The sequence below is a fragment of the Pseudomonas sp. S31 genome (assembly GCF_016648105.1).
Lineage (GTDB): Bacteria > Pseudomonadota > Gammaproteobacteria > Pseudomonadales > Pseudomonadaceae > Aquipseudomonas.
Genome location: NZ_JACVVE010000010.1, coordinates 107033 through 132307, shown reverse-complemented (window position 1 = coordinate 132307; position 25275 = coordinate 107033). Strand labels below are relative to the sequence as shown.

At 60.9% G+C, this 25275-nt stretch carries 19 protein-coding genes and 2 pseudogenes; 17 read left to right on the top strand and 4 right to left on the bottom strand.

Annotation, left to right across the window (positions count from 1 at the left end; all coding sequences use genetic code 11):
• Window position 1: 1 nt before the first annotated feature.
• From IAE37_RS10220 to IAE37_RS10170, 11 genes are all read left to right on the top strand, one after another.
• Window positions 2-1036, top strand: a complete 1035-nt coding sequence (locus IAE37_RS10220; RefSeq protein WP_201172990.1) for a L,D-transpeptidase — start codon at window positions 2-4, stop codon at window positions 1034-1036.
• A 102-nt stretch (window positions 1037-1138) separates the two neighbouring features.
• Complete coding sequence (locus IAE37_RS10215; protein ID WP_442967790.1) at window positions 1139-1849, top strand: murein L,D-transpeptidase catalytic domain family protein; 711 nt, start codon at window positions 1139-1141, stop codon at window positions 1847-1849.
• A 381-nt stretch (window positions 1850-2230) separates the two neighbouring features.
• Entirely contained in the window at window positions 2231-3397 is a 1167-nt protein-coding gene (locus IAE37_RS10210; RefSeq protein WP_201172986.1) for an LLM class flavin-dependent oxidoreductase, read from the top strand.
• A gap of 28 nt (window positions 3398-3425) precedes the next feature.
• A complete protein-coding gene (locus tag IAE37_RS10205) occupies window positions 3426-4559 on the top strand; it encodes an LLM class flavin-dependent oxidoreductase (RefSeq protein WP_201172983.1) in 1134 nt (377 codons plus the stop codon).
• On the top strand, window positions 4556-5602 hold the full coding sequence (locus IAE37_RS10200; protein ID WP_201172979.1) for an ABC transporter substrate-binding protein: 1047 nt from the start codon (window positions 4556-4558) through the stop codon (window positions 5600-5602). The genes IAE37_RS10205 and IAE37_RS10200 overlap by 4 nt, the downstream gene beginning before the upstream one ends.
• A complete protein-coding gene (locus IAE37_RS10195; RefSeq protein ID WP_201172976.1) occupies window positions 5602-6705 on the top strand; it encodes an LLM class flavin-dependent oxidoreductase in 1104 nt (367 codons plus the stop codon). Before IAE37_RS10200 ends, IAE37_RS10195 begins: the two co-directional genes overlap by 1 nt.
• Window positions 6705-8441: an ABC transporter permease gene (locus IAE37_RS10190; RefSeq protein WP_201172973.1), complete on the top strand. Its 1737-nt coding sequence runs from the start codon at window positions 6705-6707 to the stop codon at window positions 8439-8441. Before IAE37_RS10195 ends, IAE37_RS10190 begins: the two co-directional genes overlap by 1 nt.
• On the top strand, window positions 8419-9603 hold the full coding sequence (locus tag IAE37_RS10185) for an ABC transporter ATP-binding protein (protein WP_201172969.1): 1185 nt from the start codon (window positions 8419-8421) through the stop codon (window positions 9601-9603). The genes IAE37_RS10190 and IAE37_RS10185 overlap by 23 nt, the downstream gene beginning before the upstream one ends.
• 91 nt (window positions 9604-9694) lie before the next feature.
• Complete coding sequence (locus IAE37_RS10180) at window positions 9695-10618, top strand: LysR family transcriptional regulator (protein WP_201172966.1); 924 nt, start codon at window positions 9695-9697, stop codon at window positions 10616-10618.
• A 194-nt stretch (window positions 10619-10812) separates the two neighbouring features.
• Window positions 10813-13197, top strand: coding sequence for a TonB-dependent receptor plug domain-containing protein (locus IAE37_RS10175; protein WP_201172963.1), 2385 nt, complete (start codon window positions 10813-10815; stop codon window positions 13195-13197).
• A gap of 12 nt (window positions 13198-13209) precedes the next feature.
• Window positions 13210-14280 carry an ABC transporter substrate-binding protein gene (locus IAE37_RS10170; protein ID WP_201172961.1) on the top strand — a complete coding sequence of 357 codons (1071 nt, stop codon included), beginning with the start codon at window positions 13210-13212 and terminating at the stop codon, window positions 14278-14280.
• Between the two features lie 176 nt (window positions 14281-14456).
• On the opposite strand, the gene IAE37_RS10165 is transcribed toward IAE37_RS10170, so the two are convergent.
• Window positions 14457-14960, bottom strand: a complete 504-nt coding sequence (locus tag IAE37_RS10165) for a GNAT family N-acetyltransferase (protein WP_201172959.1) — start codon at window positions 14958-14960, stop codon at window positions 14457-14459.
• Between the two features lie 175 nt (window positions 14961-15135).
• Window positions 15136-15693 (bottom strand): annotated as a pseudogene (locus IAE37_RS10160) (LysR substrate-binding domain-containing protein); the annotation flags it as partial.
• On the opposite strand from IAE37_RS10160, the pseudogene IAE37_RS29070 reads away from it, so the two are divergent.
• The 5 genes and pseudogenes from IAE37_RS29070 to IAE37_RS10140 form a co-directional block, all read left to right on the top strand.
• Window positions 15692-15876: pseudogene (locus IAE37_RS29070) on the top strand (GFA family protein); the annotation flags it as partial. The pseudogenes IAE37_RS10160 and IAE37_RS29070 overlap by 2 nt on opposite strands.
• A 117-nt stretch (window positions 15877-15993) precedes the next feature.
• Window positions 15994-16341, top strand: a complete 348-nt coding sequence (locus tag IAE37_RS10155; protein ID WP_201172957.1) for a ribonuclease E inhibitor RraB — start codon at window positions 15994-15996, stop codon at window positions 16339-16341.
• 492 nt (window positions 16342-16833) lie between these two features.
• Window positions 16834-17343, top strand: coding sequence for a sigma-70 family RNA polymerase sigma factor (locus IAE37_RS10150; protein WP_201172955.1), 510 nt, complete (start codon window positions 16834-16836; stop codon window positions 17341-17343).
• A 5-nt stretch (window positions 17344-17348) separates the two neighbouring features.
• A complete protein-coding gene (locus tag IAE37_RS10145; protein ID WP_236409889.1) occupies window positions 17349-18344 on the top strand; it encodes a FecR domain-containing protein in 996 nt (331 codons plus the stop codon).
• A 99-nt stretch (window positions 18345-18443) separates the two neighbouring features.
• Entirely contained in the window at window positions 18444-20912 is a 2469-nt protein-coding gene (locus IAE37_RS10140) for a TonB-dependent siderophore receptor (RefSeq protein WP_201172952.1), read from the top strand.
• Window positions 20913-21081: 169 nt separating this feature from the next.
• On the opposite strand, the gene IAE37_RS10135 is transcribed toward IAE37_RS10140, so the two are convergent.
• Together IAE37_RS10135 and IAE37_RS10130 are read right to left on the bottom strand one after the other, a co-directional pair.
• A complete protein-coding gene (locus tag IAE37_RS10135; RefSeq protein ID WP_201172950.1) occupies window positions 21082-22029 on the bottom strand; it encodes a FecR domain-containing protein in 948 nt (315 codons plus the stop codon).
• A complete protein-coding gene (locus tag IAE37_RS10130) occupies window positions 22026-22541 on the bottom strand; it encodes a sigma-70 family RNA polymerase sigma factor (protein ID WP_201173068.1) in 516 nt (171 codons plus the stop codon). The genes IAE37_RS10135 and IAE37_RS10130 overlap by 4 nt, the downstream gene beginning before the upstream one ends.
• 187 nt (window positions 22542-22728) lie before the next feature.
• Here IAE37_RS10130 and IAE37_RS10125 point away from each other — a divergent pair, with 187 nt between their 5' ends.
• The gene (locus tag IAE37_RS10125) at window positions 22729-25164 is read left to right on the top strand and encodes a TonB-dependent siderophore receptor (protein ID WP_201172948.1); all 2436 of its coding nucleotides are present in this window, start codon (window positions 22729-22731) and stop codon (window positions 25162-25164) included.
• The last annotated feature ends 111 nt before the right edge of the window (window positions 25165-25275 follow it).

Here is a 25275-nt window from a genome sequence, read left to right as displayed (position 1 = left end):
GATGTCGCATTTACCGCTCGCATTGGCACTGTTGATGGCTGCAGCCTCGGTCGAGGCTGCGCCACTGCAGGTACCGAGCCCGGCTCAGCTCAAGAGCCAGCTCGAACACCTCAAGCCAGGGCAGTTCCTCTGGTATCCGCAGGTTTCCCCGGTCGGGCCGGTGACCGTGGTGGTCAGCCTCACCGAGCAACGTGCCTATGTCTATCGCAACGGCATCGCCATAGGCGTCAGCACCGTGAGCAGCGGCAAGCCCGGTCGGGAAACCCCCACCGGGGTGTTCAGCATCCTGCAGAAAAAGGTCGAGCATAAGTCCAGCCTCTACAACAGCGCACCGATGCCCTACATGGAGCGCCTGACCTGGGATGGCATCGCCCTGCACGCCGGGCACCTGCCGGGCTACCCCGCCTCCCACGGTTGCGTGCGCCTGCCGTTGGCATTCGCGAAGAAGCTGTACGAAGTCACCGGTTTCAGTTCGACCACTGTCATCGTTTCCGATACCCATAGCGCACCGGTGGAGGTCTACCACCCCGGCGTGCTGGCCCCCACGGTCAGCGATGGCAAGGCTCAGGGCCCGCTGGTATTGACCAACCAACAGTTCTGGAACGACCCGGACCCGGCGTCGGGGCCGCTGTCGATCCTGATCAGCCGCGCCGACCTGCGCGCCTACGTGTTCCGCGGCGGCCAGCTGGTCGGCTCGGCCCCTGCCCTGTCGCTGGACAGCACCCGGAACCGCAGTGGCATGGCGGTGTATTCGCTGTTGGAAAAGCCATCGGCCTTGGCCCTGGAGGCCGGGCTGCCCCTGCGCTGGTCGGTGGTCGGGCTGAGCAATCCCGAGTACGGGAACAGCCCCTACGAGCAGCTGGGAAAATTGAACATGACTGCGGACTTCCAGCGTCACCTGCGTGAAGCGATGGACGTTGGCACGATGTTGGTGATCACCGATTGGGCTTCCACCCGGGAGACCCGTAGCAACGGAAAATTCACCGTCATCACCGGCGAAGACAGTGAAGAACCTAAACCATTGGTCAAAAAGTGATCGGCAACACCCTAAAAATCAAGCAAAGTAGCGGCCTTTGGCCTGCAATCAGCTGATCCTTGGCTATTTTCGCAGGCCGGTTTTCAATGGGGATCCATGTCGATGTTCGAACCCTTGCGGGGAGCCGTGCGGCTCTCGTTGGCCAGTATTGGCCTGTTTTTCCTCGGTGCCTGGCAGGCCGCCCACGCACAACCACTGCCGACTGCTGCCGAGCTGCAGCAATTGGCGCCAAACGCCAACCTTGCGACCCTGGACCTGGCACTCACGGCCTACGAATGCGCCAGCCAGAGTGACGGGGACAAGTTGCTGACGGTGATCGACTATTCCAAGGCCTCGCGCGACAAGCGCCTGTGGGTGTTCGACCTCCGCGCCCGCAAGCTTCTGTTCGAGGAGTGGGTGGCCCATGGCAAGAACAGCGGTGCCGACGTGCCGACGGCGTTCTCCAACACCCCGAACAGCTACCAATCCTCCATCGGCCTGTACGAGACCGGCCAAACCTACAGCGGCAAGCACGGCCGCTCGCTGCGCCTGCAAGGGCTGGAGCCGGGCTTCAACGACAACAGCATGTCGCGGGCGATCGTCATGCATGCCGCCGCCTATGCCGATCCCAAGGTCGTGCCGGGGCTCGGCCGCCTGGGGCGCAGCCAGGGTTGCCCGGCCGTGCGGCCGGCCATTGCCGGTAAGCTCATCGATACGCTGGGGCGCGGCAGCTATGTATTTGCCTATTACCCGCAGCAGAAATGGCTGAAAACATCGCACTTCCTCAACGCCCAGAGCTGCCCGGCGGCGAGCCAGACGGTTGCCAGCAAGTAGGTACACAGATATGGGGCCGCTGCGCAGTTTTTGCCGGCGGAACCCAATGGTTCAGGGCGTAATCACAACGCGCTGGGCACCCTAGTTGTAACCGGTGTCATTAGTTTTGAAACTGCAATTCAAACTGATTATCGGACTGAGTTCCAACACGCTGCAGCGCAAGCCACGAGATATAACCCGAGACTTAGTTTCTTCAACTGAAATACGCAGTCAGTCAGCTATAACCCTGAACGACACAGCAATTGAAGCATAATCATTTTCGAACCCTACAATAAGAAATTTGGATATTACTTTTTAATCCACGCCCGCTTTAAAACGGTATTTCTCAGATCTTTTAACTCCGGTTAGTTTGCCCCTCTATTTCCACGGGGCAAATTACAAATGCCAATCGATATACGGGCGCGTATCCCGTCTCACGCGGCGAGCGCCGAAGGCACTGCATTCGATCATTACCTGGGCTTCTACCGGCCACGCACGGCCGGCGCCTTTGCACCCTCGGTCATCGTCGCCGCGGCACAGGAGCAAGAGCGGCTGGGGTTTGACAGCAGCCTGTTTCCTCAAAGGGCGACCGGGCCTGCAGTCTGGCCTGTCACAGGCTGGGCGTTGAGCGCCACCCAACGCCTGCGCATCGTTTCGGCGCACCGTGTCGGCATCGAACAACCGACCGTCGCCGCTCGCACCGTGGCCACGCTGGATCGCTTGTCCAACGGGCGCTTGGCCGTGCACGTATTGCAAGGCCGCGAAGACGCGGACATGCAACGCGATGGAGTTTTCCTCGACAAGCTTGCACGGTATGCCCTTGCACATGAATACCTCGAGGTCTTCTTCAACACGCTGCAGGGCGGTGGGCCGTTCGACTATCAAGGGCAGTACTACCAGATCCAGGGCGCTCAGGCTGATGTCCAGCCGATCAGCCAGCCGCGCCCGGTGATATCGATTCCTGGCACATCCGATGCTGGGGTGGACCTGGCTGCGCAATTCGCCGATATCTACAGCGTGCCCATCGCTACCCTGGAAACCGCCCGCAAAGCGATAGCCCGCATCCGCCAGCGCGCCCAGGCACTCGGCCGTACCCGCCCGCTCGGCTACTGGGGTGACTGCAACATCATTCTCGGCGAAGACGACGATCAGGCCTGGGACATCGCCCATCGCGTCGCCGATCAACTGGAGCGGGACCAGCGCGTCAGCGAATCACCTGGCTACGACCATGGCAACGCTCAAGCGGCTCTGCAGCAGTTCGGCACGCCCACCGAGCACAGCGGCCCCTGGTACCCACGCCTCAACGCGCTCAGTGGCCACGGCTACACCCTGGTAGGCAGCGTCACCACCCTGGCCGCACACCTGCTGCGCTTCTATGCCGCAGGCGTCACCACCTTGACCTTGGGAGGGATTGCCAATCGCTTCTCCGCCAACGGGCAATCCCTGAGCGATCCTGTGCAACTGCGCCTGCTCAGTTCGCTGATCGACACACTCCGGGACGGTGCGCACGCCCTCGACAAGGCCGCTGCTCCCCTGCCGCTGCCAGAAGCCCTCCCTCATCGTACCTAGGCCCACACGGGCCGGCCAAGGAGAACCCATGCCCATAGAAATCCGCGGGCGCATTCCATTCAACGGCAAGACACCGCTCAGCGACACGCCCGCCGGTCGTTATGCCGCATTTTTCATTCAGGCTGATCAGCGCAGCACGGCCGACAGCCAGACCATCATCCGTGCTGCACGCGAACAGGAAGCACTGGGCTACGACAGCAGCCTGATTCCGACCAACAGTTCGCGCCCAGACGTCTGGGCCTGTTGCGGCTGGGCGTTGGCTGCCACGCGAGACCTGCATCTGGTGGGCGCGTTACGCATTGGTTGGCAACAGCCAACCTTGGCGGCACGCACCCTGGCGACGCTGTCGCAGCTGTCGGCAGGCCGCCTGCACGCCCACCTGTTACAGGGCCGTACCGACGAGGATATGCGCCGTGACGGGGACCTGCTGGACAAGGCGCAGCGCTATGCCCGCTCCGAGGAGTACCTGGAGATTTTCAAGCAGACGCTGCACGGCACTGAACCCTTCGACTATCAAGGTGAGTTCTACCGCGTACAGGGCGCCTTCAGTACGGTGAAACCCATCGCGGGGCTACGCCTGCATTTTCCAGGAGGCTCGCCAGTGGGCAAATCATTGGCGGCTCGGCATGCCGATGTCTGGGCCGTAGCTGGCAGCCAGGCCGGGGAAGTCGCCGAGGGTATCGCCGAGATCAAAGAGCTGGCGCAGGGCAATCAGCGCCAGCTGGCAGGTTTCTGGGCGGGGGCGTTCAACGTCATTCTGGCGCCCAGCGATGAGCAGGCCTGGGCCAAGGCGGTAGCCATCACCCGAGAAGTGGAGCGCTTCCTGGAAGCCAACCCTCGCCCCCCAGCGGCAACGCCCCAGGCGGCCAGCGATGACTTCCCGGGGGGTGCCCTCTACCTGGGCCTGAGCCGCTTGACCGGCCACGGCCCCTCGCTGGTCGGAAGCCCCGAGCGCGTCGCCCAAGCCATTGTCCAGTACTACCGCGCCGGGGTGACCTGCATCACCTTGGGCGGTTTGTGCGAATACCAGAGCGTCGACGGCAACGATCTGATCACCACTGAAGACCGTGAACTGCTGGCGCACTTGATCAGGCTCACGCGGCAGTACATCGCCGCTGAAGATACACCTGCCACTTCCCCCCTGCAGAGGAGCCAGCCATGAGTGCCAAGCAACCGTTCTATTCCATTTGCCCGGTATTCGTGGCGTCGCACATCTCGCGCCATTTAGGGTGGTTGGAAAGCGAACTGGCAGCCGTCGATGCCCGGGCTACCGGCCTCGAGTCACACCCCAGCGGCCAGGGCGCGGTCATCCATTCGCGGCACAGCGACCGCTACCAGATTCGTGATGGCGGTAATGTACCGGCGATTTCCGCCCGCGCCGACCACAGCGACACGGTGTTGATCGGCAGCACCGATATCAACCAGGGCGGACAGATCGTCGTACGTGCCGATGCCCCGCTGTGGCGTCTTGCCGACCTGCAAGGCCGGCGAATTGGTGTCTCACATAGCCAGGATGCGTCACGCGTGGACTGGTGGCGAGCGAACTCGCTGCGCAGCGTACAGATCGCCCTGCAGCAGGCCGGCCTCGCTGCCGACGCCGTGCACTGGGTCGATGTGTCACACGCCCCGGCACCGGGCGCGTGGCGCAGCCAGACACCTCACACGAGCAAAGAGCAAAAAGTCCTGCAACTGGCGTTCACGCCCGAACTGACAGCACTGGACCGTGGCGAGGTCGATGCCATCTACACCACCCAAGGCCGCGCCCAGATCTACGAGCGCACTGGCCGCTTCAAAGTCCTGGAAAACCTGGCAGCGTCGGCCGACTGGGTCGCGCGGATTGCCACTACTCCCTATACCCTGGTGGCCTCGCGCGCGCTGGTCTCTGAGCGCCCCGAGGTAGTAGTTGCCTGGTTACGCGCCAATATCCGCGCCGCACAGTGGATCAAACAGAACACCCTCGAGGCGGCAAAAATCTTTCATGAGGTGACCTACGACGCCACCGTCGAGGACGTCGTGCAGGTCATCGACGGTGTCGACTTCACCCCTTCATTGTCCCCGCAAAACCTCGCAGCGCTGGATATCGGCAAGAACTGGCTGCTGGCCAACGGGTTCATCCACAACGATTTCAATGTGGCGCAGTGGGCCCAACCCCAATGGTTGGGCCAAGCGAGCGCAAGCCTGGTAACCCTGGAGGATGCCTGCTGATGGCCATCGAATTGCGCGGTCGACTGGGCATGGGGCGTGTCAGCCCAGCCGGTAAAAAACCGTCGGCGGTGTTCAGTCACCCCGCCGTCCCCGAACCTTATCAGCTGGATCCGGCCGCGCTCGCAGCGCTCGCCGCCAGCCACGAACGCAACGGCCTGGATGCCATGCTGATCGCCCAGAACGGCTCCAGTGCCGATGTCTGGAGCCTGGCTGCCTGGAGCCTGGCAGCGACCCGCCAGATCAAGGCGGTCATCTCGCATCGCCCGGGCTTGCAAGCACCCACGCTCGCAGCACGCGCCTTCGCCTCCCTGGACCAGCTGTCCAACGGTCGGGTGTCGTTGCACGTGATTCAGGGCTCACAGGACCGCGAGCAGCAACGCGATGGCGACCTGTTGGACAAATCGGGGCGCTATCGCCGCAGTGGCGAATACATCGAGATATTCAAACGCAGCCTTACCGCCGAAGAGCCGTTCGATTTCTCTGGGGAGTTCTACGACGTGCGCCAGGGCTGGTCGCAAATCCGTCCGCTACAACAACCCCTGCCGTTCATTTCCTCGGCCGGGGCCAGCGACGAAGGGATCGATTTCGCAGCCAGGCACATGGACGGCTATGCCTTGTTCCCCGAACCGCTTGCCCAGACCCATCAACTGCTGGTGCGGGTACGCGAAGCGGCCGCGCGGCACGGACGCCAACTGCGCTTCTGGCGGGACGCCAACTTCGTGCTGGCACCGACCGATGAGCAGGCCCGCGCCAAAGTCGAACAGCTTGCCCAACAGTTGGCGCAGGACCAGGCCCGCCAGATCGATCCACGACAGGTCGAAAGCGAAGGTCTCAAGCGCCTGCACCAGGCCGCGCGCGACCAGCACTGGCATGACCGAGCGCTGTATACCGGCTTGCTGAAGTATGGAATGGGTGGCCCGCCCTTTGTCGGCAGCCCGCAAACCGTTGCCGCCGCCGTGTTGGACTACTACGACCTGGGCATTGAAATATTCTCGGTCGGATACGATGGGGACCCTGATCCCGACCCTCAACTGGCCGCTGAACTGCTGCAACGCATCCGCCTGGGCGCCCTTGAGCGTGACCGTTTGAAGGCGACGGCTTGATGAACCTGCCAAGCCTGCGGTGGCGCTGGTCGAAGCTGTCCTGTCTCAGTATGGGGCTTACGCTGGCGGTGGCGGTCTTCTACATCGGTCCTCTGCTGAGCCTGGTGCTAGGTGCAGTGCGTGATGGGGCGCCTGGGCAGTCGGGGGACTGGACCCTGCAGGCCTGGGCGCAGGTCTGGGGTGATCGTCAGTTGCACAAGGCCATCGTCAATGCCTTGTGGTTATCGCTCATCAACCTGCTGGTGGCACTGCCACTGGCCGCGAGCCTGGTCATCCTGGCCGTGCGCAGCAACCTTCCCGGCAGAACGTGGGTAACCCCGGCGATGGTGGTTATGTTCTCGTTGCCCACCTTGTTCTATGCCATGGGTTACGAGCTGCTGGCCAATCCCTACACTGGACTGATGAACAGCGTCTTCAGGGGCCTCGGTTCGGGACTGAAGGTGAACATCGAATCGTTCTCCGGTTTGGCGCTGGTCAATACATTTCGCTGCATCGCCTTTACCTATTTGTTCCTGCTAGGACCTGTGCGTGCACTGAGCCATGAGCAGGACGAGGCTTCAAGGGTATGCGGCCGTGGTGGCTGGGTCACCTTCTGGCGCATCAGCTTGGTCGGCCTTGCACCCGCGCTCACTGGCGCTGCATTGTTTGCCTTGATCGGTGGCCTGGAGGTGTTCGACTTGGCCATGATTATCGGCGTGCCGGCGAACATTCCCGTGCTGGCAGTGCAACTGTACGATTGGCTCAGTTTGCCACAACCGCGATATGCCGCGGCCAGCGTGGTGTCGCTGGGCCTGGTCGGCGTTCTGGCCGTAGCCATTGCAGTGCAGATTCGCTTGACCGGTGCGCGCAGTTTCGTCGCAATCGGCGGCAAGGCGGCACGACCGCGGCCCATGGAACTGGGGGTGGTGCGCTGGCCTTTGGCGGCCCTCGTCTGGTTCTACATCAGCGTGGCCCAATTGCTGCCCATCGCCACCTTGGTCTATGCCTCGTTCCAGCCGCTTCCGGGTGTGGTGGGCGCATTGAGCGCGGTGCATTACCGTAGCGTGCTGTACAACCCTTCGGTGGCCGACGCGCTGATCTCGACACTGGTGCTAGCCACCAGCGTCGGCGCCCTGACATCAGCCCTGGGCATGGGCCTGGCGCACCTGCAACTGAGCCTGCCCAGGCGCATGCAGCACCTGCTGCGCTTTTCAACCTTGGTGCCGCTGGCCATGCCGGGCGTGGTACTGGCCTTGGCGATTACCTGGGCGTACGTCAATACGCCCGGTTTGCGTTCACTGTACGGCACCTTCGCGATGATGAGCATCGCCCTGGTGGTGTCGCTAACGCCGCTGGCGATGCAGATCGGCCAGGCCAGCGTCGCGCAGATCCATCCATCGCTCAACGAGGCTGCACGGGTTTCAGGTGTAGCCCCTCTCAAGGCTTGGCTCGACACCACCGTTCGCTTGTCCATGCCGGGGTTTCTGGTGGGCTGGTACCTGGCCCTGATCGGCATTTGCGGCTCACTGGACATTCCCATGCTGCTGGGCGGTCCGGGCCTGGAGACCCTGGCCACGCTGATCTACACCTTCAATACCCGAGGCCAGACAGGGGCTGCGGCGGCGCTGTTGTGCTTGTTGTTGGCCTTGATCCTGACCCCTCCCTTGTTACTGGCATTGCACCGAGCACTACGCACCTTGTGGCGCAAATCCTACCCATTTGAACGGAACCGTGATGAGTCGTATCGTCCTGCATGAGGTGCGCAAGCGCTTCGGTGTCAATCGTGATGCCACCAAGGCAATCAATGGCCTGGACTTGACCATCGAGCCTGGAGAGTTTTTCGTCCTGCTCGGCCCTAGCGGTTGCGGCAAGACCACCACGCTGCGATGTATCGCAGGCTTGGAGCGGCCTGACAGCGGGCGTATCGAGATCGCCGGGAGCACGGTCGCCGACCCGACCCGCAAAGTATTCATCCCGCCGCACAAGCGCGATCTGGGCATGGTTTTTCAAAGCTACGCGCTGTGGCCACACATGAGCGTGCTAGATAATGTGGCCTACCCGGTCAAGGCACGCCGGTCTCGCCACGGTGCCAGCGCAGTCGCTATGGACGCGCTGCGCCTGGTTGGTCTGGATGAGCAGGCCAAGCGCTATCCAGCCGCGCTGTCCGGCGGCCAACAACAACGCGTGGCGCTGGCTCGCGCCTTGGCTGCCAGCCCTGAGCTGTTGTTGTTCGACGAGCCGCTGTCCAACCTCGATGCCACACTCCGCCTGCACCTGCGCCAGCAGTTGCGTGACCTCCATCAGCAACTCGGTTTCACAGCCGTGTATGTCACCCACGACCAGGCCGAAGCCCTGGCCCTGGCGGATCGGGTGGCCATCATGCGCGAGGGCCGGCTGGAACAGGTAGGTTCCCCCCAGCAGTTGTACAATCACCCCGCCTCGGCCTTCGTGGCGAGCTTCGTCGGTTTCGAAAACATCCTGCAGGCGATAAGGGTCAGCGACAGTGCGCCGGTGGGCGATTACGACTTGGGCCTCGGCGCGCCCCTGCGCTTGGCCAATGACCTGGCAAGCCACACCAGGCATGCCTCGGTGGCGTTGCGTGCGGAACATATGCGCCTGGCCCCCATGCCTTCGGCGCAAGCCCTGTCGGTGTCGGTGGACCACCTCACAGGCGTGCAGTTTCAGGGCGGGCATCATGTGGCCGTGGCACACATAGGCGCCGTAAAGGTCCACATCCAGATCGCCCCGCAACACATCGCCCAGGTGACACAACGGGTCAGCGACGGCGCAGGATTATATCTGCACATCGATTTGAACAAGGCAGTCCTACTGCCCCCGACAACACCCCCGGTGGGCGCCTGCAAGCCGTCCGTCATCCGCCCGGCACCCGCCCTGATAGCGCCGGCCTGTTCGGCTTAACCATGGAAGAATTCGCTATAACCGCAGTGTGACAAATGTCCATAAACTGCTCCCTGGCGCTTTACGCGCATGGCATAACGGAGCACCAGACATGGCCAACCTCGACCTGAACCTGAACTTGCTGGCCACGCTAGATGTGCTGCTCACCGAAGAAAGCGTCAACCGTACGGCTGCCCGGTTTGGCATCAGCCAAGCGGCCGTGAGCGCGCAGCTGGCGAAAATCCGCGCTCACTTTGGCGATGAGATATTCGTGCCCCGCGGTCGCAAACTGGTCAAGACGCCCTTCGCCGAAACACTCTGCGACCCGGTGCGCGACGTGGTGGAAAGAGCCCGACACGTCATCGGCCTGCGGCAGAACTTCGACCCGCTTCAATCTGACCGGGTTTTCCGAATTCATTCCGGGGACATCGACTCGATACTATTGCTGGCACCGCTGATGCAGCACCTGCGCGAGGCGGCGCCACACACTAAACTGAATATTCTGGGGTCGGCCGCCGACCCGGCAAAAGTCGACTTCTTCATCCGCCCCATCGGCTTGCACGACCCGAAACTGCCCAGTGCCGTGCTCTACACCGACCATTATTGCGTGCTCGCCGACGCCAATCATCCCAGCCTCGGCCCACACTGGAATCTGCAGCGGTATCTAGCTCTCGAGCACGTCGTCCGCTATATCGGCCACTCGGGCGCGCCCAGCTTCGAGGCTCGACAGATGGCCGAACTGGGCCATGAGCGCAAACAAGGCGTTATGGTCGAATCCTACGCCAGTATTGCGCCCATGCTGGTAGGTACCGAATACCTGACCACGTTGGCTAACCGATTTGCCAGGGAAATGAGCAAATTGTACCCCTTGCAAATATTGCCACTGCCCTTTGACTTCCCAGCGCAGACCATGGTTTTACAATGGCATGAACACTTGCGCCATGACACGGCGGCCATGTGGATGCGTAATTTCATTCAAAACTTCGCAGAACAGCTGTACGCCGCACCAACTTCCGCGCCCCACACACCTCACTAAAAGTGATACCTGAATTTACCGTTAATTATATTTCCTTATTTATTCAATTCGCGGACAAAAGTTATTTCCCTAATAAATCGCCGTTAATTATTGTCGGCGCCTTAACACACATTGGGGAGTCATTGATGTACGCGAATTACCGGCCTCGGCCCGTCATGTTTTCTTTCTTCAGCCTTTGGACTGTCAGTCAGGTATTGAGCCCTACCCCGGTTTTCGCCGCCGCGGCCGAGGGCACTGAAGTGCAGGCCATCCCCGCCAACGAAGTCCGGTTGGACCCGGTCATCAGCGTGGGTACCCACCGTTCCGATGCCACCTCGCTGACCAGCAGTTCGCCAGTTGATGTGATTACTTCCGAACAGTTGCAACGGGCGCCTGGCACCGGCCTGAGCGGCATCTTGCAGAACTTGCTGCCGTCCTTTCATTTTCCTCAGGCCATGCAGCAGGCCGATGCTGTGTATTCCGTGGGAGGCGGTTCATTGCGCGGCCTGCCGCCTGGCGAGACGCTGGTGCTGGTCAACGGCAAGCGCCGACACACCTCGCCCATCCTCAACATCGGCAGCGTGTATGACCGGGGCTCGACCAGCGTCGACCTCAACGCCATCCCCGTCAGCGCGATCGACCATGTCGAGGTACTGCGCGACGGTGCCTCGGCGCAGTATGGGTCGGACGCTATCGCTGGGGTGATCAATGTCGTCCTCAAGGAGCGCGACAGTGGGGGTGGTGTGAGCACCCGTATCGGTCAGTACACCAAGGGCGATGGGCTGCGCAAAAGCTATGGCGGCTGGAAAGGCTTTGCCCTGCCTGGCGATGGCTTTCTGACCCTGAGCGTCGATGGCCTGGACAAGCAACGCACTCAGTCAGCAGCCAGTGATGAACGGCATTTCTACAACGCCGATGGCAGCGAGATTCCCTTTGATCGGCACTGGGCCACCGGGGACTCGGCGGCTGACCGCTACAGCTTTGCCGCCAACGCCGACATGGGCCTGAGCGATGCCTTGCGTACCTACGCCACCGCCACCTACAGCTACAACCGGGTGCGCGCCAATACTCCATTCGTCACGCCTCTCAACGCCAACAACCGCCGCGACGTCTACCCGTCCGGCTACGTGCCAGAGGTCACGCTAAAAACCGAGGATATCAGCGCCACCACCGGCCTCAAGTACGACGCCGGCAACTGGGGGCGCTTCGACTTCTCGGTAAACCATGGCGAGAACCGCTCGCGCTACTACCGGCCCGTCACACTCAACCCAACCTACGTGGATGCTTCGGACACCACCAAGAACTACTCCGGCCAATTCCGCTTCTATCAGAACAACGCCACCTTGGATTACGTCAACGACCTGGAACTGGCCGGCTTGGCGCACCCGTTTACCGTGAACACCGGGATCGCCTGGCGCAACGAGCGCTTCGAAGAGCTCGCCGGTGACGACAAATCCTGGCAGACCGGCGATTACCGCAATGCCAACGGCTCGACGCCCAACCCGGGCTCAGGCTATCGCCCGTCCGATGAAGGCGTCTACAAGCGCAACGTGTTGGGCATCTACGGTGGTGTTGAACACCAGCTCACCGACAAACTCAACCTCGGTGTCACCGGCCGTGTTGAGCGATACTCGGACTTCGGAAGCACCTCTACCGGCAAATTCAGCGCACGCTATGACTTCACCCCCCGCGTAGCACTGCGCGGCACCATCAGCAGTGGCTATCGCGCACCGTCGCTGTCGCAAATGGGCTATCAGCGCACCGATGGGCAGATCCTCGCTGGCACCGACTACTACTCGCTGATCCACATGTTCCCTGCCGACAGTGCCGCCGCGCGGGCCCTGGGTGCTACCGACCTGAAGCCGGAAAAGTCCACCAGCTACTCCCTTGGCCTGGTATTGCGGCCGACCGACACCAGCTCGATCACCATCGATGCCTACAAGATTGCCTTGCGTGATCGCGTTGTGCTGACCGAAAACCTGACCGGTAGCCGGGTGCGCGACATTCTCAGCCAGGCGGGCTACGACACGATCATCGGCGCCAGCTACTTCACCAACGGGATGGATACCGAGACCAAAGGCATCGACATCGTCGGCAAGCAGCAGCTTGACCTGCACACCCTCGGGCGCCTCGACCTTTCGGCGGCGTTCAACGCAGGCCGGACCAAAGTGACCGATGTGGCCAACATTCCCCAGCTGGCGGGCACCGATAACATCCCTATCGGGCGGCGGATCATCAGCCTGGCCGAAGACGCAGCGCCCAACAACAAGCTGCGCCTGGAAGCCCGTCACAGTTATGGCCCTTGGCACACCACGCTGGCCGCCACGCGCTATGGCACCTACAGCCTAAAAGCACCCGAAGGCCAGGAAAGCTATGACAAAAGCTACAGCCCGCAATGGGTAACGGACCTGGACGTGGCCTTCGACGTAAGCAAGAACCTCACCCTGTCGGTAGGCGGCAACAACCTGTTCAACACCCACCCCGACAAGTCCACCGGTGCCTCACGCAGCACCTCGGGTAACCTCGTCAAGTACGCGCACATCGTGCCCGATGGCGCCGAAGGGACTTTCTACTACGTGAACCTGGATTACCAATTCTAAAGGAGTACACCCTTGGCCCTTCGTTCCACCCCCGTTCATCGCCGCTGGCTACCGGCAGTAGCGCTACTTTCGCTGCTGGCCGGGTGCGGCCCGGCCCCATCGAGCGATGCGCAAGCCGTCGCGCCAGCGCCACCCGCCGCCCTTAACCCGCTGTATCAGGCGGCGCAACAGGCGGGAGAAAAGGAACTCGTGGTGTATACCGCCTTCCCCGAAACCGTGGCGTTGTGGCAGGCATTCGAGGCCGATTACCCAGCGATCAAGATCAAGCCAACACAGGCAACCCAGCTGTACACGCGCCTGGCCGGTGAACAGGCCGCAGGGCGGCCAATCGGCGATGTGGTGCTGACCGGCTACAGCGAGCTGTCCGAACTGGTGCGCCAGGATCGGCTGCAAGCCGATATCCCGGCCAGCAGCGCCACGGTACCGGCCCGCTACAAGCAGAGCCAAGGCTACTTTCAGATTCCCTGGGTCAATGCATTCACCCTTGCCTACAACACGACCCAGTTCACCGCGCAGAACGTGCCCCAGACATGGCCACAGATCTTGGAACCCAGATTTAGCGGACGCTTTGCTCACGTAAGGTTCGTTGGGGCCAGCCCGTTCGACGCCGCCATAGTGCTACTGCAAGAAGAAGGCAAGCTCAGCGACGAGCAACTGCAACTTCTGCACGACAATGCGCAGGTCGCCGACAACCCCGGCACCCTTACCGCCAACCTCGCCCAGGGCCGTACTGACTTCGTGCTCTGGGCTCCGGCACAGGTCGTGGCTAGGCTTCGGGACCAAGGCGCACCTGTGGCACTGGCGTTCCCTGAAAATGTGGCCATCCTATATGGGCCTGGCGTGGCCTTGCTCAAGCAGGCGCCACACCCACAAGCCGCACGCTTGTTCAAGGAATGGCTCTTCACCCCTCGCGCCCAGGCGATCATTGCATCCCGGGAATATGCCTACGGCACGTTGCCAGGCTCAGCGCCGCCTCCAGGATTCCCTTCCATCGACCAGTTTCAGCAAAAGGACATTCCGTTCGAGCTGGTCAATGCGTATTTCGACCGCTATCGAGAGAAAACCCGCAAGCTTTGGCCTTGAGGTCTTCATAGCACTCTGCCGAGCCTGCTGAAATCCGTGGGCTGCTTTCAGGAAACGATCGTCGCCCCAAGCGGGATGTTCGCGGTAAGGGTCGTTGCCTGGGAAGCCCACGATAGTCAGTGGGTGTATGTGCCATCGCTCCTCGAGACGCGCACTCATCGGCTTTCTCCGAGCGCTCAGCGGCTTGGCTCCTCAACCTGCTTGAAAATGCGGAATCCGCGTGCCTGGTAGTTTTGAAGCGCGGCAGGATGGTCGAGTGTGCATGTGTGCACCCATAACCGCTCTGTACCGTGCCATTCCCAGGCGGATCTGACAGCATGACTTAGCAGCGCTCCGCCAAAGCCGCACCCCAGAAACTGAGGAGCCAGGCCGAAATATCGAATCTCGCAGTTACCGCCGTCGGGACGATAAAGCTCGTAGTAGCCGGCGATTGCACCACGGTGGTAGGCAACCCACGTTCGATGGCAATCCTGTTCGACGAGCGCCTGCCAATCGGAATCACCCCAGGTGTCAAGATCACCCCATTGCCAAGGCGTGCCTACCAGCTGATAGAGAAACCTGTTGAGTGCCGGCTGGGGTACTTCGCACTCGATGACTTGAAGGTCATCACGCTGCGGCTTCGCCTTCAGCTCGGATGGCGATGTCATTTCCAGGTAATACGTGGTGCAAGACCGTTCCATTGCGTGCTCCCCTTCGTGGTGCGTAAAAATGCCAGCAACCGATCGACTTCGGCCACTTCTCAGTCCAGGTCGATCATGCCCCGGCAGGGCACGATGCGATGGGCTGGAATCGATAGCATCGCTATCGACCCCCAGCTGCCGTTGACCAAGCAGTGGACGCCACCGTCTACGCTGCTCACTGATCGGCCAAGCATAGATATTGATGCAACTGCTCTCCGAGAACCTCGAACACCTGAGCGATCCTGTTAATTTTGCGCAGGTCATTGTGCATTGCGATCCACACGTCTACCTCAAAGCCAAAATCGTGTGGCAGCACATGCACCAGGGCGTGCGATTTTGCTATTTCCGTTGGGCAGAGTCCGAAGCCCAAGCCCGCTTTCAGAGCGGCCAGCTGGGCAAGGTGATGATCAGAGGCAATGGCAAAATGCTGGTCGGCATCGCACAGGCCGACGTCGACAAACCGACGCAAATCCGCTGAGCGTCTGTCCGGTCCGATCAGCGGCCGCTGGCGCAGCGACAGTAGGGAGGCTGGATTACCGTAGCGCTCCAGGCACCCGGCACTGGCATGGATGCCAATGCGTAAACTGCCGACACGCCGCACCGTGATATCAGCTTCATTAGGCCGCGTCAGCCGCACCGCAATATCCGATTGCAGCCTGGCGATGTCTTCAACGGCATCGCTTATGCTCAACTCAAGTTTGAGCTCGGGGTGTTCGTAATGGAAAGGGCGCAACGAGACCACGGCAGCGCCGGGCATGCGTGTGGTGCGAGCCGGCATCCTGGAGGGCTCTGAACGTTTCGAGCCAGTCGCGCATATTTGGACGCGGCGCAAGCAGCCATGGCTGTGCTGCCTGGGACTATCGCGCAATGGCAGGAGAGCCCAACGCCAGAAGCATTCGCCGCCGCACTAGGATAATGCAAACTGGAAACACCTTAAAATTGACTGCAGGTGTGGCACTCTTCGCAGCCATGCAAGCGCAGTGCTCGCTATGCGTCCCTGTCCCATTCACTCCCCCTGAGCAAAGGAACAGCTTTGGCCATTCTCGAAGATTTGATGAACCAAGTACCAGCCGATATCGACGTGCTCATCAGCCTCGATTCCCAAGGCGATGATTTCAGTACGCAGCGCGACGTCGATTTCGTTTTCTATGCAAAGGAGCTGCGCCAGGGTGAGGCCGCGGTAGGGTTCATCAATGACTTCAGGTTTGGCGCTGCCAAGCTTGAGACCGTCTCTGAAGAGCAACATCGAATTCGGGTGACCCTCCACAGCCAAGTCACACAAGAGGTGATTCTGTGCCTGTCAGGTTACATGGCTTGCCTGGCACACTTATTCGATCTTGATTACGACGGTTGGGGATGTATTGCACAGCGCCCAGCCTGAGTTCCTCGCAACTCCCCGTGCCAGGGTCGACCATCTCGGTGGATTGTTCGCTATGGGGCGGTAGCTGCCACTCGCGAGTGGCCGCAATCGACCCAGAGCAGACGGTAGGACCTCGGGTCAACTGCGCCCTCTGTAGGAGCGGGTTTACCCGCGAAGCAGGCGCCGCGGTGGATGGCACCGGCTGTGCCGGTGTTCGCGGGTAAACCCGCTCCTACAAAAACTGCGACGGGCTCAACGGCAGCTTCGGGTCGACAGCAGACGCTCCCGACTGGCCGCTCTCGCCCCCATGCGGACGGTCGCTGCAAGCTACCTCCGATCATGACAAGTTGCAGAGCCACTAGGGCATCGCCAACTGCGACCCTGCTTCTGCCTGGCGAATTTGCTCAATGACTTCGCCCTGGAGAGCATGGCCCCCGGGCAATCTTCTTGCGGGCCTCAATTGTTAATGATTATCATGCGCCACCCCGAGTCTTGAATACCGATGATAACCACATGGGACCGCAAAGCTCTTTCGACCTGGATGTTGAAAACCTCTATATTCAGCATCACAGCTGGCTCAGACGGTGGTTGATCAAGCGCCTGGGAGAGGCCGCGGACGCCGACGATCTGGCCCATGATACATTCGTACGCATCATCCGGGCGCAGCGCCCGGTCAATGAAATCAAGCAGCCACTGGCGTATCTGGCGACCATCGCCAACAGCCTGCTGATCAATCGCTGGCGGCGTCTTGCCGTGGAGCGAGCGTATGCCGAGTCTCTGGCGGCGCAGCCGGAGCAGCACGAACTGTCACCCGAAGCGCGTCATTTGCTGATCGAAACCCTTACCCAACTGGATGAGCTACTGCATGGCTTGCCAGTACGCGTGCGGGAGATCTTCCTGATGTCACAGCTCGACGGCCTGACCTACAAGCAAATTGCCGGCAAGATGTCGCTAAGTGTCGACCAAGTCCAACGGGCGATGCTCAAAGCATTCGACCGCTGCTACGCCAGCCAGTACGAGTGACAGCGATGCCCCCTGCGCAACCTGAGCCCAAGCCGATTAGCGCCGCTGTACGCCAACAGGCCATCGCCTGGTACTCGCTGACTCAGTCGGGGGACATCAGCGCCGCCGAAATCCTGCAATTACAGCTTTGGCGCCAGGCCGACAGTGAGCATGAACGTGCTTGGCAACGCATGGCCGGGTTGCCTGCGCTGATCCACGACAACGCGAGTCTGTTGCGTGACCCGGTCGCCAGAACCACGCTGCAACAGACCCGCTACGCCGACAGCGACCGCCGCCGGATACTCAAGCTGCTGGTAAGCGCCAGCCTGCTCGGCGCGGTCGGCTGGCAGAGCCGCGACAGCCACTGGGTGCAGGGCAGCCTGGCCGACCTGCGAACCGCGACCGGCGAACGCCGCCGCGAACTGCTCGCTGATGGCTCGCAGCTGTGGCTTAACACCGACACCGCGGTGGATGTGGTGTTTACCCGCAACGAACGGCGCATCCAGCTTCGCTACGGCGAAATCAACGTGGCCACCGCGCAGGATCCAGCCGGGCGACCGCTGGTGGTACAAACCAGCAATGCCGAACTGTGCCCGCTCGGTACGCGCTTCACAGTATGTTGCGATGACGACAACGCCGGCACAGGATTGTCGGTCAGTAGTGGCCGCGTCGCTGCCACCTTGCTGCCGAGCCTCGCTGCGCAAGTCGTAGAAGCAGGTGAGCGGGCCCGGCTTGCAGGCGGTCGCATCGTGATCAGCCAGGCCAGCGCCGCGGACGATGCCTGGGTCGATGGTTTCGTCATCGCCAAGGCCATGCGCCTTGGCGACCTAGTGCGCCAACTCAACCGCTATCGCCCCGGCATGTTGCGCTGCGACCCCAGGGTCGCCGGCCTGCGGGTAACTGGCTCGTACCCGCTCAATGACAACGAACGCATTCTTGGGCTGCTCGAAAACAGCCTGCCGGTGAGGATCGAACGCCGCACCGCCTACTGGGTCACGGTGCTACCGCTGGCGGCCGATTGAAAATATTTTCACAACAGCCGCAGTTTTTTCCAAGTCGCTTGGCTTCAAGGCAAACCCCGCGAACGACGCGGTAACCCTGCCCTCTTTCGGAAGTTTGCCATGAAGCATCGTATTACCCCGCTGGCGCGCGCCATTCACCTGGTATTGGCGACCGGCCTTGGTTTCGGCGCCCTGTTCGCGACCTACAACGCGCAAGCACAGGATCCGGCCAGCGCTACGGCCATTGCCCAGAACTTCGACATCCCGGCCGGGCCTCTCGATCAGGTACTGAGCCAGTTCGGCCGGCAAGCACGCATCCCGCTGTCGATCAACGCCAGCCTGACCGCCGGCAAATCCAGCCAGGGGGTGCATGGCAATCTCAGTGTCGAGCAAGGTTTCGCGCAGTTGCTGGCAGGCACGGGGCTGAACGTGCTCAGAAGCGACGGCGGCAATTACTTGCTGGTACCCGCCACCGACAACGGCAACGCACTGGAACTGGGGGCGACCTCGATTAACGCCAACGGCGAGTCAGCCTACGGCCCGGTCGAAGGCTACGTGGCCAAACGCACCGCCACCGCTACCAAGACCGACACCTCGGTGCTGGAAACGCCGCAGACCATCAACATCGTCACTCAGGATGAAATCAAGGCGCGTGGGTCGATGTCGGTCAGCGACGCGTTGCGCTACACCCCTGGCGTGCAAGTGGATGGTTTCACGGCGCGAGTCAAGGCGTTCGACGAGCCCACCTCGCGCGGCTTCAACGCCACCCCCATGTATCTTGACGGCCTGCACCTGCCTTATGGCGGCGGCAGCACTGGCGGCGCCCTGCAAATCGATCCGTACCTGCTAGAACGGGTAGAAGTGCTCAAGGGGCCGGCTTCGGTGTTGTACGGCCAAAACCAACCTGGCGGTATCGTCAACATGGTATCCAAGCGCCCGACTCGCGACTCGCTGCACTCCATCACCCTCGGCACCGGCAGCTACGACCGTAAGTACGGCGCCTTCGACCTCGGCGGCCCGCTCGATGACCAGGGCACGTTCCTGTACCGCCTGACCGGGGTAGTCAACGACACCAACTCGGAAGTGGACTACGCCGATCAGAAACGCATGACCTTGGCGCCGAGCTTGACCTGGAATGTCAACGACAGTACTACCTTGACCTTCTACGGCCACTTTCAGAAAGACAATGACACTCCAGAACCACAAGGCCTCCCGGTTTGGGGTACGGTGCTGGGTAACCCCAACGGCCATATTTCGCGTAATCGATTCATTGGCGAACCGAATTACGCCTCGTACGATCGCGACCAATTCAGCGTGGGCTACGAGCTGTCCCACACCCTCAACGACGTCTGGAGCCTCAAGCAGAACGCCCGCTACGCCTACGTCGATGATCGGTTCGTCTCGGTGCTACACGGCTATGAATTCATCATCAGTCCGACCACGGGGTTGAACAACCAGAGCGCCATCGGCCGTTACGCCATCGACTGGTCGCAAACCAACAAGGTGTATGGCATCGACAACATGGCACAGGCCGTGTTCAAAACCGGCGAAGTCGAGCACACGCTGCTGCTGGGCGTCGACTACTACCATTTCAACTCGCAATTCCTCGGGCGCTACCAGTACGCGCCGCCCGGTATTGATCTCTACAACCCGGTATATGGCAACCCGATCGACTTCAGCCAGGCGGCGGTCAACACCTGGGACAACACCATCCGCCAAACTGGCTTGTACCTGCAGGACCAGATCAAGTGGGACCGCTGGTTCCTGACCCTTGGCGGGCGTTACGACTGGGCCACCACCGAAAACAATCAGCCGTTGTACAACGTCGACAACAGCATCAAGGATGAAAAGTTTTCTGGCCGGGTAGGCTTTGGTTACCTGTTCGACAACGGTGTAACGCCTTACTTCAGCTATTCCGAGTCGTTCCAGCCGAACACCGGCACCGACGTTTCCGGCAACACCTTCGACGCCTCCACCGGCAAGCAGTACGAAGTGGGCATCAAGTACCAACCTCCAGGTTCGAACAGCTTCGTGCAGATATCGGCCTATCAGATCGACCGCAAGAACGTACTCACCAGCGACCTGGACAATCCAGGCTTCAGTAACCAGTCCGGTGAACTGCGCTCCACCGGGCTGGAGGTCGAAGGTAAAGCAGCATTGACCAAACAGCTGAATTTGATTGCCTCCGTATCGCGTGTGGACGCTGAGTACACCAAGGACAATGACGGAATGAAAGGCCGTCACCCGATCGGCATTTCCCCCCTGACCGCCTCCACCTGGCTGGACTACAAGATGCCGGATGACAGCGCCCTGCGTGGCCTTGGCTTTGGTGTCGGTGTGCGCTACGTGCGTAGCAGCCCAGGCACCAGCACGTCGTACAGGGCGTTCGATGTGCCTTCCTACAGCGTGTATGACGCCATGATTTCCTACGACTTGGAGCGCTCACCGCTGGCAGTTAAAGGCGTGCGTGTGCAGGCCAATGTGGAAAATATCGACGATAAGCGTTACGTCAGCCGCTGTTCCGGTGTTTGGGAATGCACTTACGGCCAGGGCCGGACGGTGACCGCAAACCTTACCTATGACTGGTAAGCAGCGAAACTGTCCATCTTTTCGGGGGAAGTCCATTTTGTAGGAGCGGGTTTATCGGGGCGCCGAACCGCCGCGAACACCGGCACAGCCAGTGCCATCGCGGCGCCTGCTTCGCGGGTAAACCCGCTCCTACAGGGGGCGGACTTGACCCGATATCCTTACGTCTGCCTCAAACCGGCAGGATGCGCGTCCAGTAACGCGTACGATGCTGGATTCGGATGGGTAACGAGCGGGCGATGGTATTCAATGTAAGCTCGATGTTGCCCAGCGAGTAAGAGCCCGACACCCGCAAATGGCCGACCTCAGGGGCGCAGCCGAGATAGCCGGGGCAATAGCGCTGCAACTCAGCGACCAATCTGTCCAGCCTCCAGCCTTCCACCACCAGCCGCCCTTGGGCCCAGGCCTCTTCGTCGCTTTTCAACGGTTGCGTGGCCATAAGGCTCTGACGATCGAACGTCACCGATTGCCCTTGCTCGATCACGGCCTCATGCTCAGCCTGGCCAGGGCGTACCCCAACGGCATGCTGGTAGACGCTGAGCCTCGTCTGGCCGTCGAGTTGGCGCACTGCGAAACGGGTGCCCAGTGCACGCAGCTGACCTTGGGCACTCGCCACCAGAAACGGACGGGGGTCCTTGCCGGTGGTGACATGAATTTCCCCAGCCCGAAGTATCAGCAAGCGCGTGCTGGCATCGAAGCGCACATCCAGCGCTGTATCGGTATCCAGGACCAGCAGGGTGCCGTCTGCGAGAACCTCTTGGCGCTGCTCGCCGATACGCGTCTTGATGTCGGCCATCCATTTCGGCGCAACGCTGTATCCCTGCCATGCCAATGAACTTGCCCCGGCCCCCAACAGCAAACCTTTGAGAAGGGTACGGCGGTTCGGGCCAGTTTCGCGCAGCGTGGACTTTTCCATGACCTCCCAAGCCAAACGCTGCGGCATCTTGCCAATGCGCGCCTGCAATTCGCTCAGCTGCTGCCATGCCCATTCATGCTCGGCACTCCGGCTGTGCCAGTGCTGCCAGCGCGCGTGCAGAGCCGGGTCGTCAGGTTTCGCCGACAGGTGCGCGAACCACTCGGCAGCGCGGCGCAGCGCTTGGCGCTGAGCGTCAGAGGTCACAGTGGATTGTCCACGATGTACAAGAGGCAGCGTTCAGTGGCGCGGGCCATGTACTTGGTCACCGAGCTGGCCGACACCCGCAGTTGTTCAGCGATCTGAGCGTACGTCAGCCCCTGGATCTGCGACATCAGAAACGCCGTTTTCGCCTTCACGCCGAGACCATCGAGCATCCGGTCCAGCTCTAGAAGTGTCTGCAGTAGCGACAGCTGCTCCTCGGCAGAGATCTCGAAAGACTCGGGCTGCTGGGCGAGCACTTCGAGATACGCCCGCTCTACCGACTGGCGGCGGAAGCTATCGATCATTACCCGCTTGGCGATGGTGACCAGAAAATGACGGGGCTCATCCAGCGTTGCCGTTACAGGTGCGCGGCGCTCGGCGAGCAGAACGCGAAGAAAAGTGTCCTGGGCAAAGTCAGCAGCCGCATGGGAGCACCCGGTACGCTTGCGCAGCCAGTTGATCAGCCAGGGTTGATGGTCTTGGTAGAGCGTCGCGAGTGGGTTGCCAGACGGCATGTCGGGGCCAGGTAGAGAATAAGAATTAATCGCAATATAGTGAAACAGCGACCAGACGGCAATCCACTTTTTGCTCTCAAAACAACCGGAGAAAAAAAGTTCACAACGCATTGTCACTTTGCGCTGGGTAACGCGACTCCTCTTGCAGACACCTCATAAAATGTCGCTAACCGCATCAGGAGAAAGCATGCAGCATCCCCTTCCAGGCTTCTGCGCCGCCCCGTTGAACGGCCAAAACGCGCTACGCCTTGCACTGTTTGGCGTAGCACTGTTGATTGCCACCCCAGCTCCGACCAACGCGGCGGAAAACCCGGTGAAGACCGGCACGCTGCTCCAGCAAGACTATGCGATCGAAGCAGGATCTCTTGCCACCGTGTTGAATCGCTTCGCCACGCAAGCGGGTGTTGTCCTGTCATTCGACAACGCGCTGACAGCAGGCAAACCGAGCCAGGGCATCAACGGCCGCTACAGCATAGATGAGGGCTTTGCTGTCGTGCTGAGTGGGTCTGGGTTGCAGGCGGTTGCCGGCGGGGACAGCAGCTATGTGGTACTACCGGCTTCACCGTCGGGCTCGTTGCAACTTGGCGTGACCACCGTGACAGGTTCGGGGCTGGGTGCCATTACCGAAGGGTCGAAGTCCTACACGACAGGTAGCACCAGCACGGCGACGCGGCTGAATCTCTCGGTGCGAGAAACGCCGCAGTCGGTCAGCGTCGTCACGCGCCAGCAGATGGACGATCAGAACATGCAGTCCCTCGAGGACGTTGCCAGGGCTGCGACGGGTATCAACACGGCCAAGGATTTCGGTACCGAGCGATCACGTTATTTCTCCCGCGGTTTCCAGGTCAACGACCTTCAATACGACGGCGTCCCGACCAGCATCTCCGAAAGCTACTCGATGGACGTGACCTCGGTTAACAACATGGCCATCTACGACCGCGTAGAGTTCGTTCGCGGTGCAAACGGCCTGATGCAGGGGGCGGGAAGTCCGTCGGCTGCCATCAACCTGATACGCAAGCGCCCAACCGACAGCTACAAGCTCAAGGCCGAAATCGGCGGCGGCTCCTGGGATAACTACCACAGCCAGATCGACGTCGGCGGGCCTTTGAACGATCAGGGTACTCTGCGGGCCAGGGCCGTGCTGCTCTACAATGCTGGCAATAGTTTCGTAGACCGCGCCGACAAAGAGAACCGGCTGTTCTATGCGATCGGCGAAGCCGACTTGAGCGACCAGACCACCGTTAGCCTCGGCACCGTATTTCAAAAAGACTATCACGGTGGTTATGACTGGGGCGGCTTGCCTACGCAACTCGATGGCAGCTTCTATCCTCTGTCGCGCTCGGCGTCGTTTGCGCCAAGCTGGGCACATCTGAACAAAATCAATCGCACGCTCTTCGCGGATATCAAGCATGCGTTCAACGATGACTGGAGGCTGACCGTCAACACCAACCTGATGTGGTCGAATGCCGATTTTCTTGGGCTCTACGGCAACAACATCGGTAATGACCAGTTCCGCCTGTCTACCAACGACACGAAATACGACGACGAACAGATCAGCCTGGATGCCGCACTGAACGGCGCTTTCTACCTGCTCGGCCAGCGCCACGAACTGGTGTTCGGCGCTAACGCGCGCAAAGACCGGTTCATCAACGAGTCGCGCTACAACAACAACCCAAGCGTCGTCGATATCCTGGGTTTCTCCCCTTCACAAGTGGCCACGCCCACCTATAGCTACGAGCGAATCCAGTACCGCAACGTACGCAAGGACAAGGGGCTCTATGCTGCCACCCGGTTGAACCCCAGCGACGACCTGCATGTGATCCTGGGCAGCCGGTTCAGCTGGGTCGACTACGCGTCTGCTGACTATGACGACCGTTTCAAGGAAAACGGCAAAGTCATCCCGTATGCAGGCGTCGTGTATGACCTGACTGACAATGCCTCGGTCTACGCCAGCTACACCGAGATCTACCAGGTTCAGAGCAACTACGACATCGACAACAAGCTGCTCGACCCCATCACCGGCAGCAATTACGAAATCGGCCTGAAGAACGAATTCTACGACGGGCTGCTCAATACCTCGATCGCGGTATTCCAGGTCGACCAGAGTCATATGCCTCAAGCCGTCGCCGGCGCCCCGCGTATTTGCGGGCCAGGGCAGACTTCGACGTGCTATGAGGAAGGCGGCAAGGTGCGCAACCGAGGGTTTGAAGTGGAGGCCTCTGGCGAGATTCTCCCCGGCTGGAACGCCGTGCTCGGCTACACCTACAGTCACCCTGAATACGTCGGCGGAACCCGCAAAGGTACCGACTACGCCAGCGAGACCTCGCCACGCCGGTTGTTCAAACTGGCCAGCAACTACCGGTTGCCCGGTGAGTTGAGCGATTGGCGCGTGGGCGGCAGCCTCTATCATCAGAGCAAGGTCTATCGGGACAGCGTGGCGCAAGGTGCCTACAACCTGGTTGATCTGAACGCCAACTACCAGATCAACCAGAACCTGAGCGCGCAACTGAACCTGAACAACGTATTCGACAAGCAGTATTATTCCGCCATCTACAACTCGAACCTGGGCAATTACTACGGCGAGCCGCGTAACTTCGCCGTCACGCTGCGCTACGAAAACTGACCGTGTCTGGCCGCACCATGGCCCTGTGATGGTTTTGACATCGAGTGCCGCCTGCACGGCGTTCGATGCCATGTTCCAAAAGCTTCACGGCACGATTACAATCGCGATCAA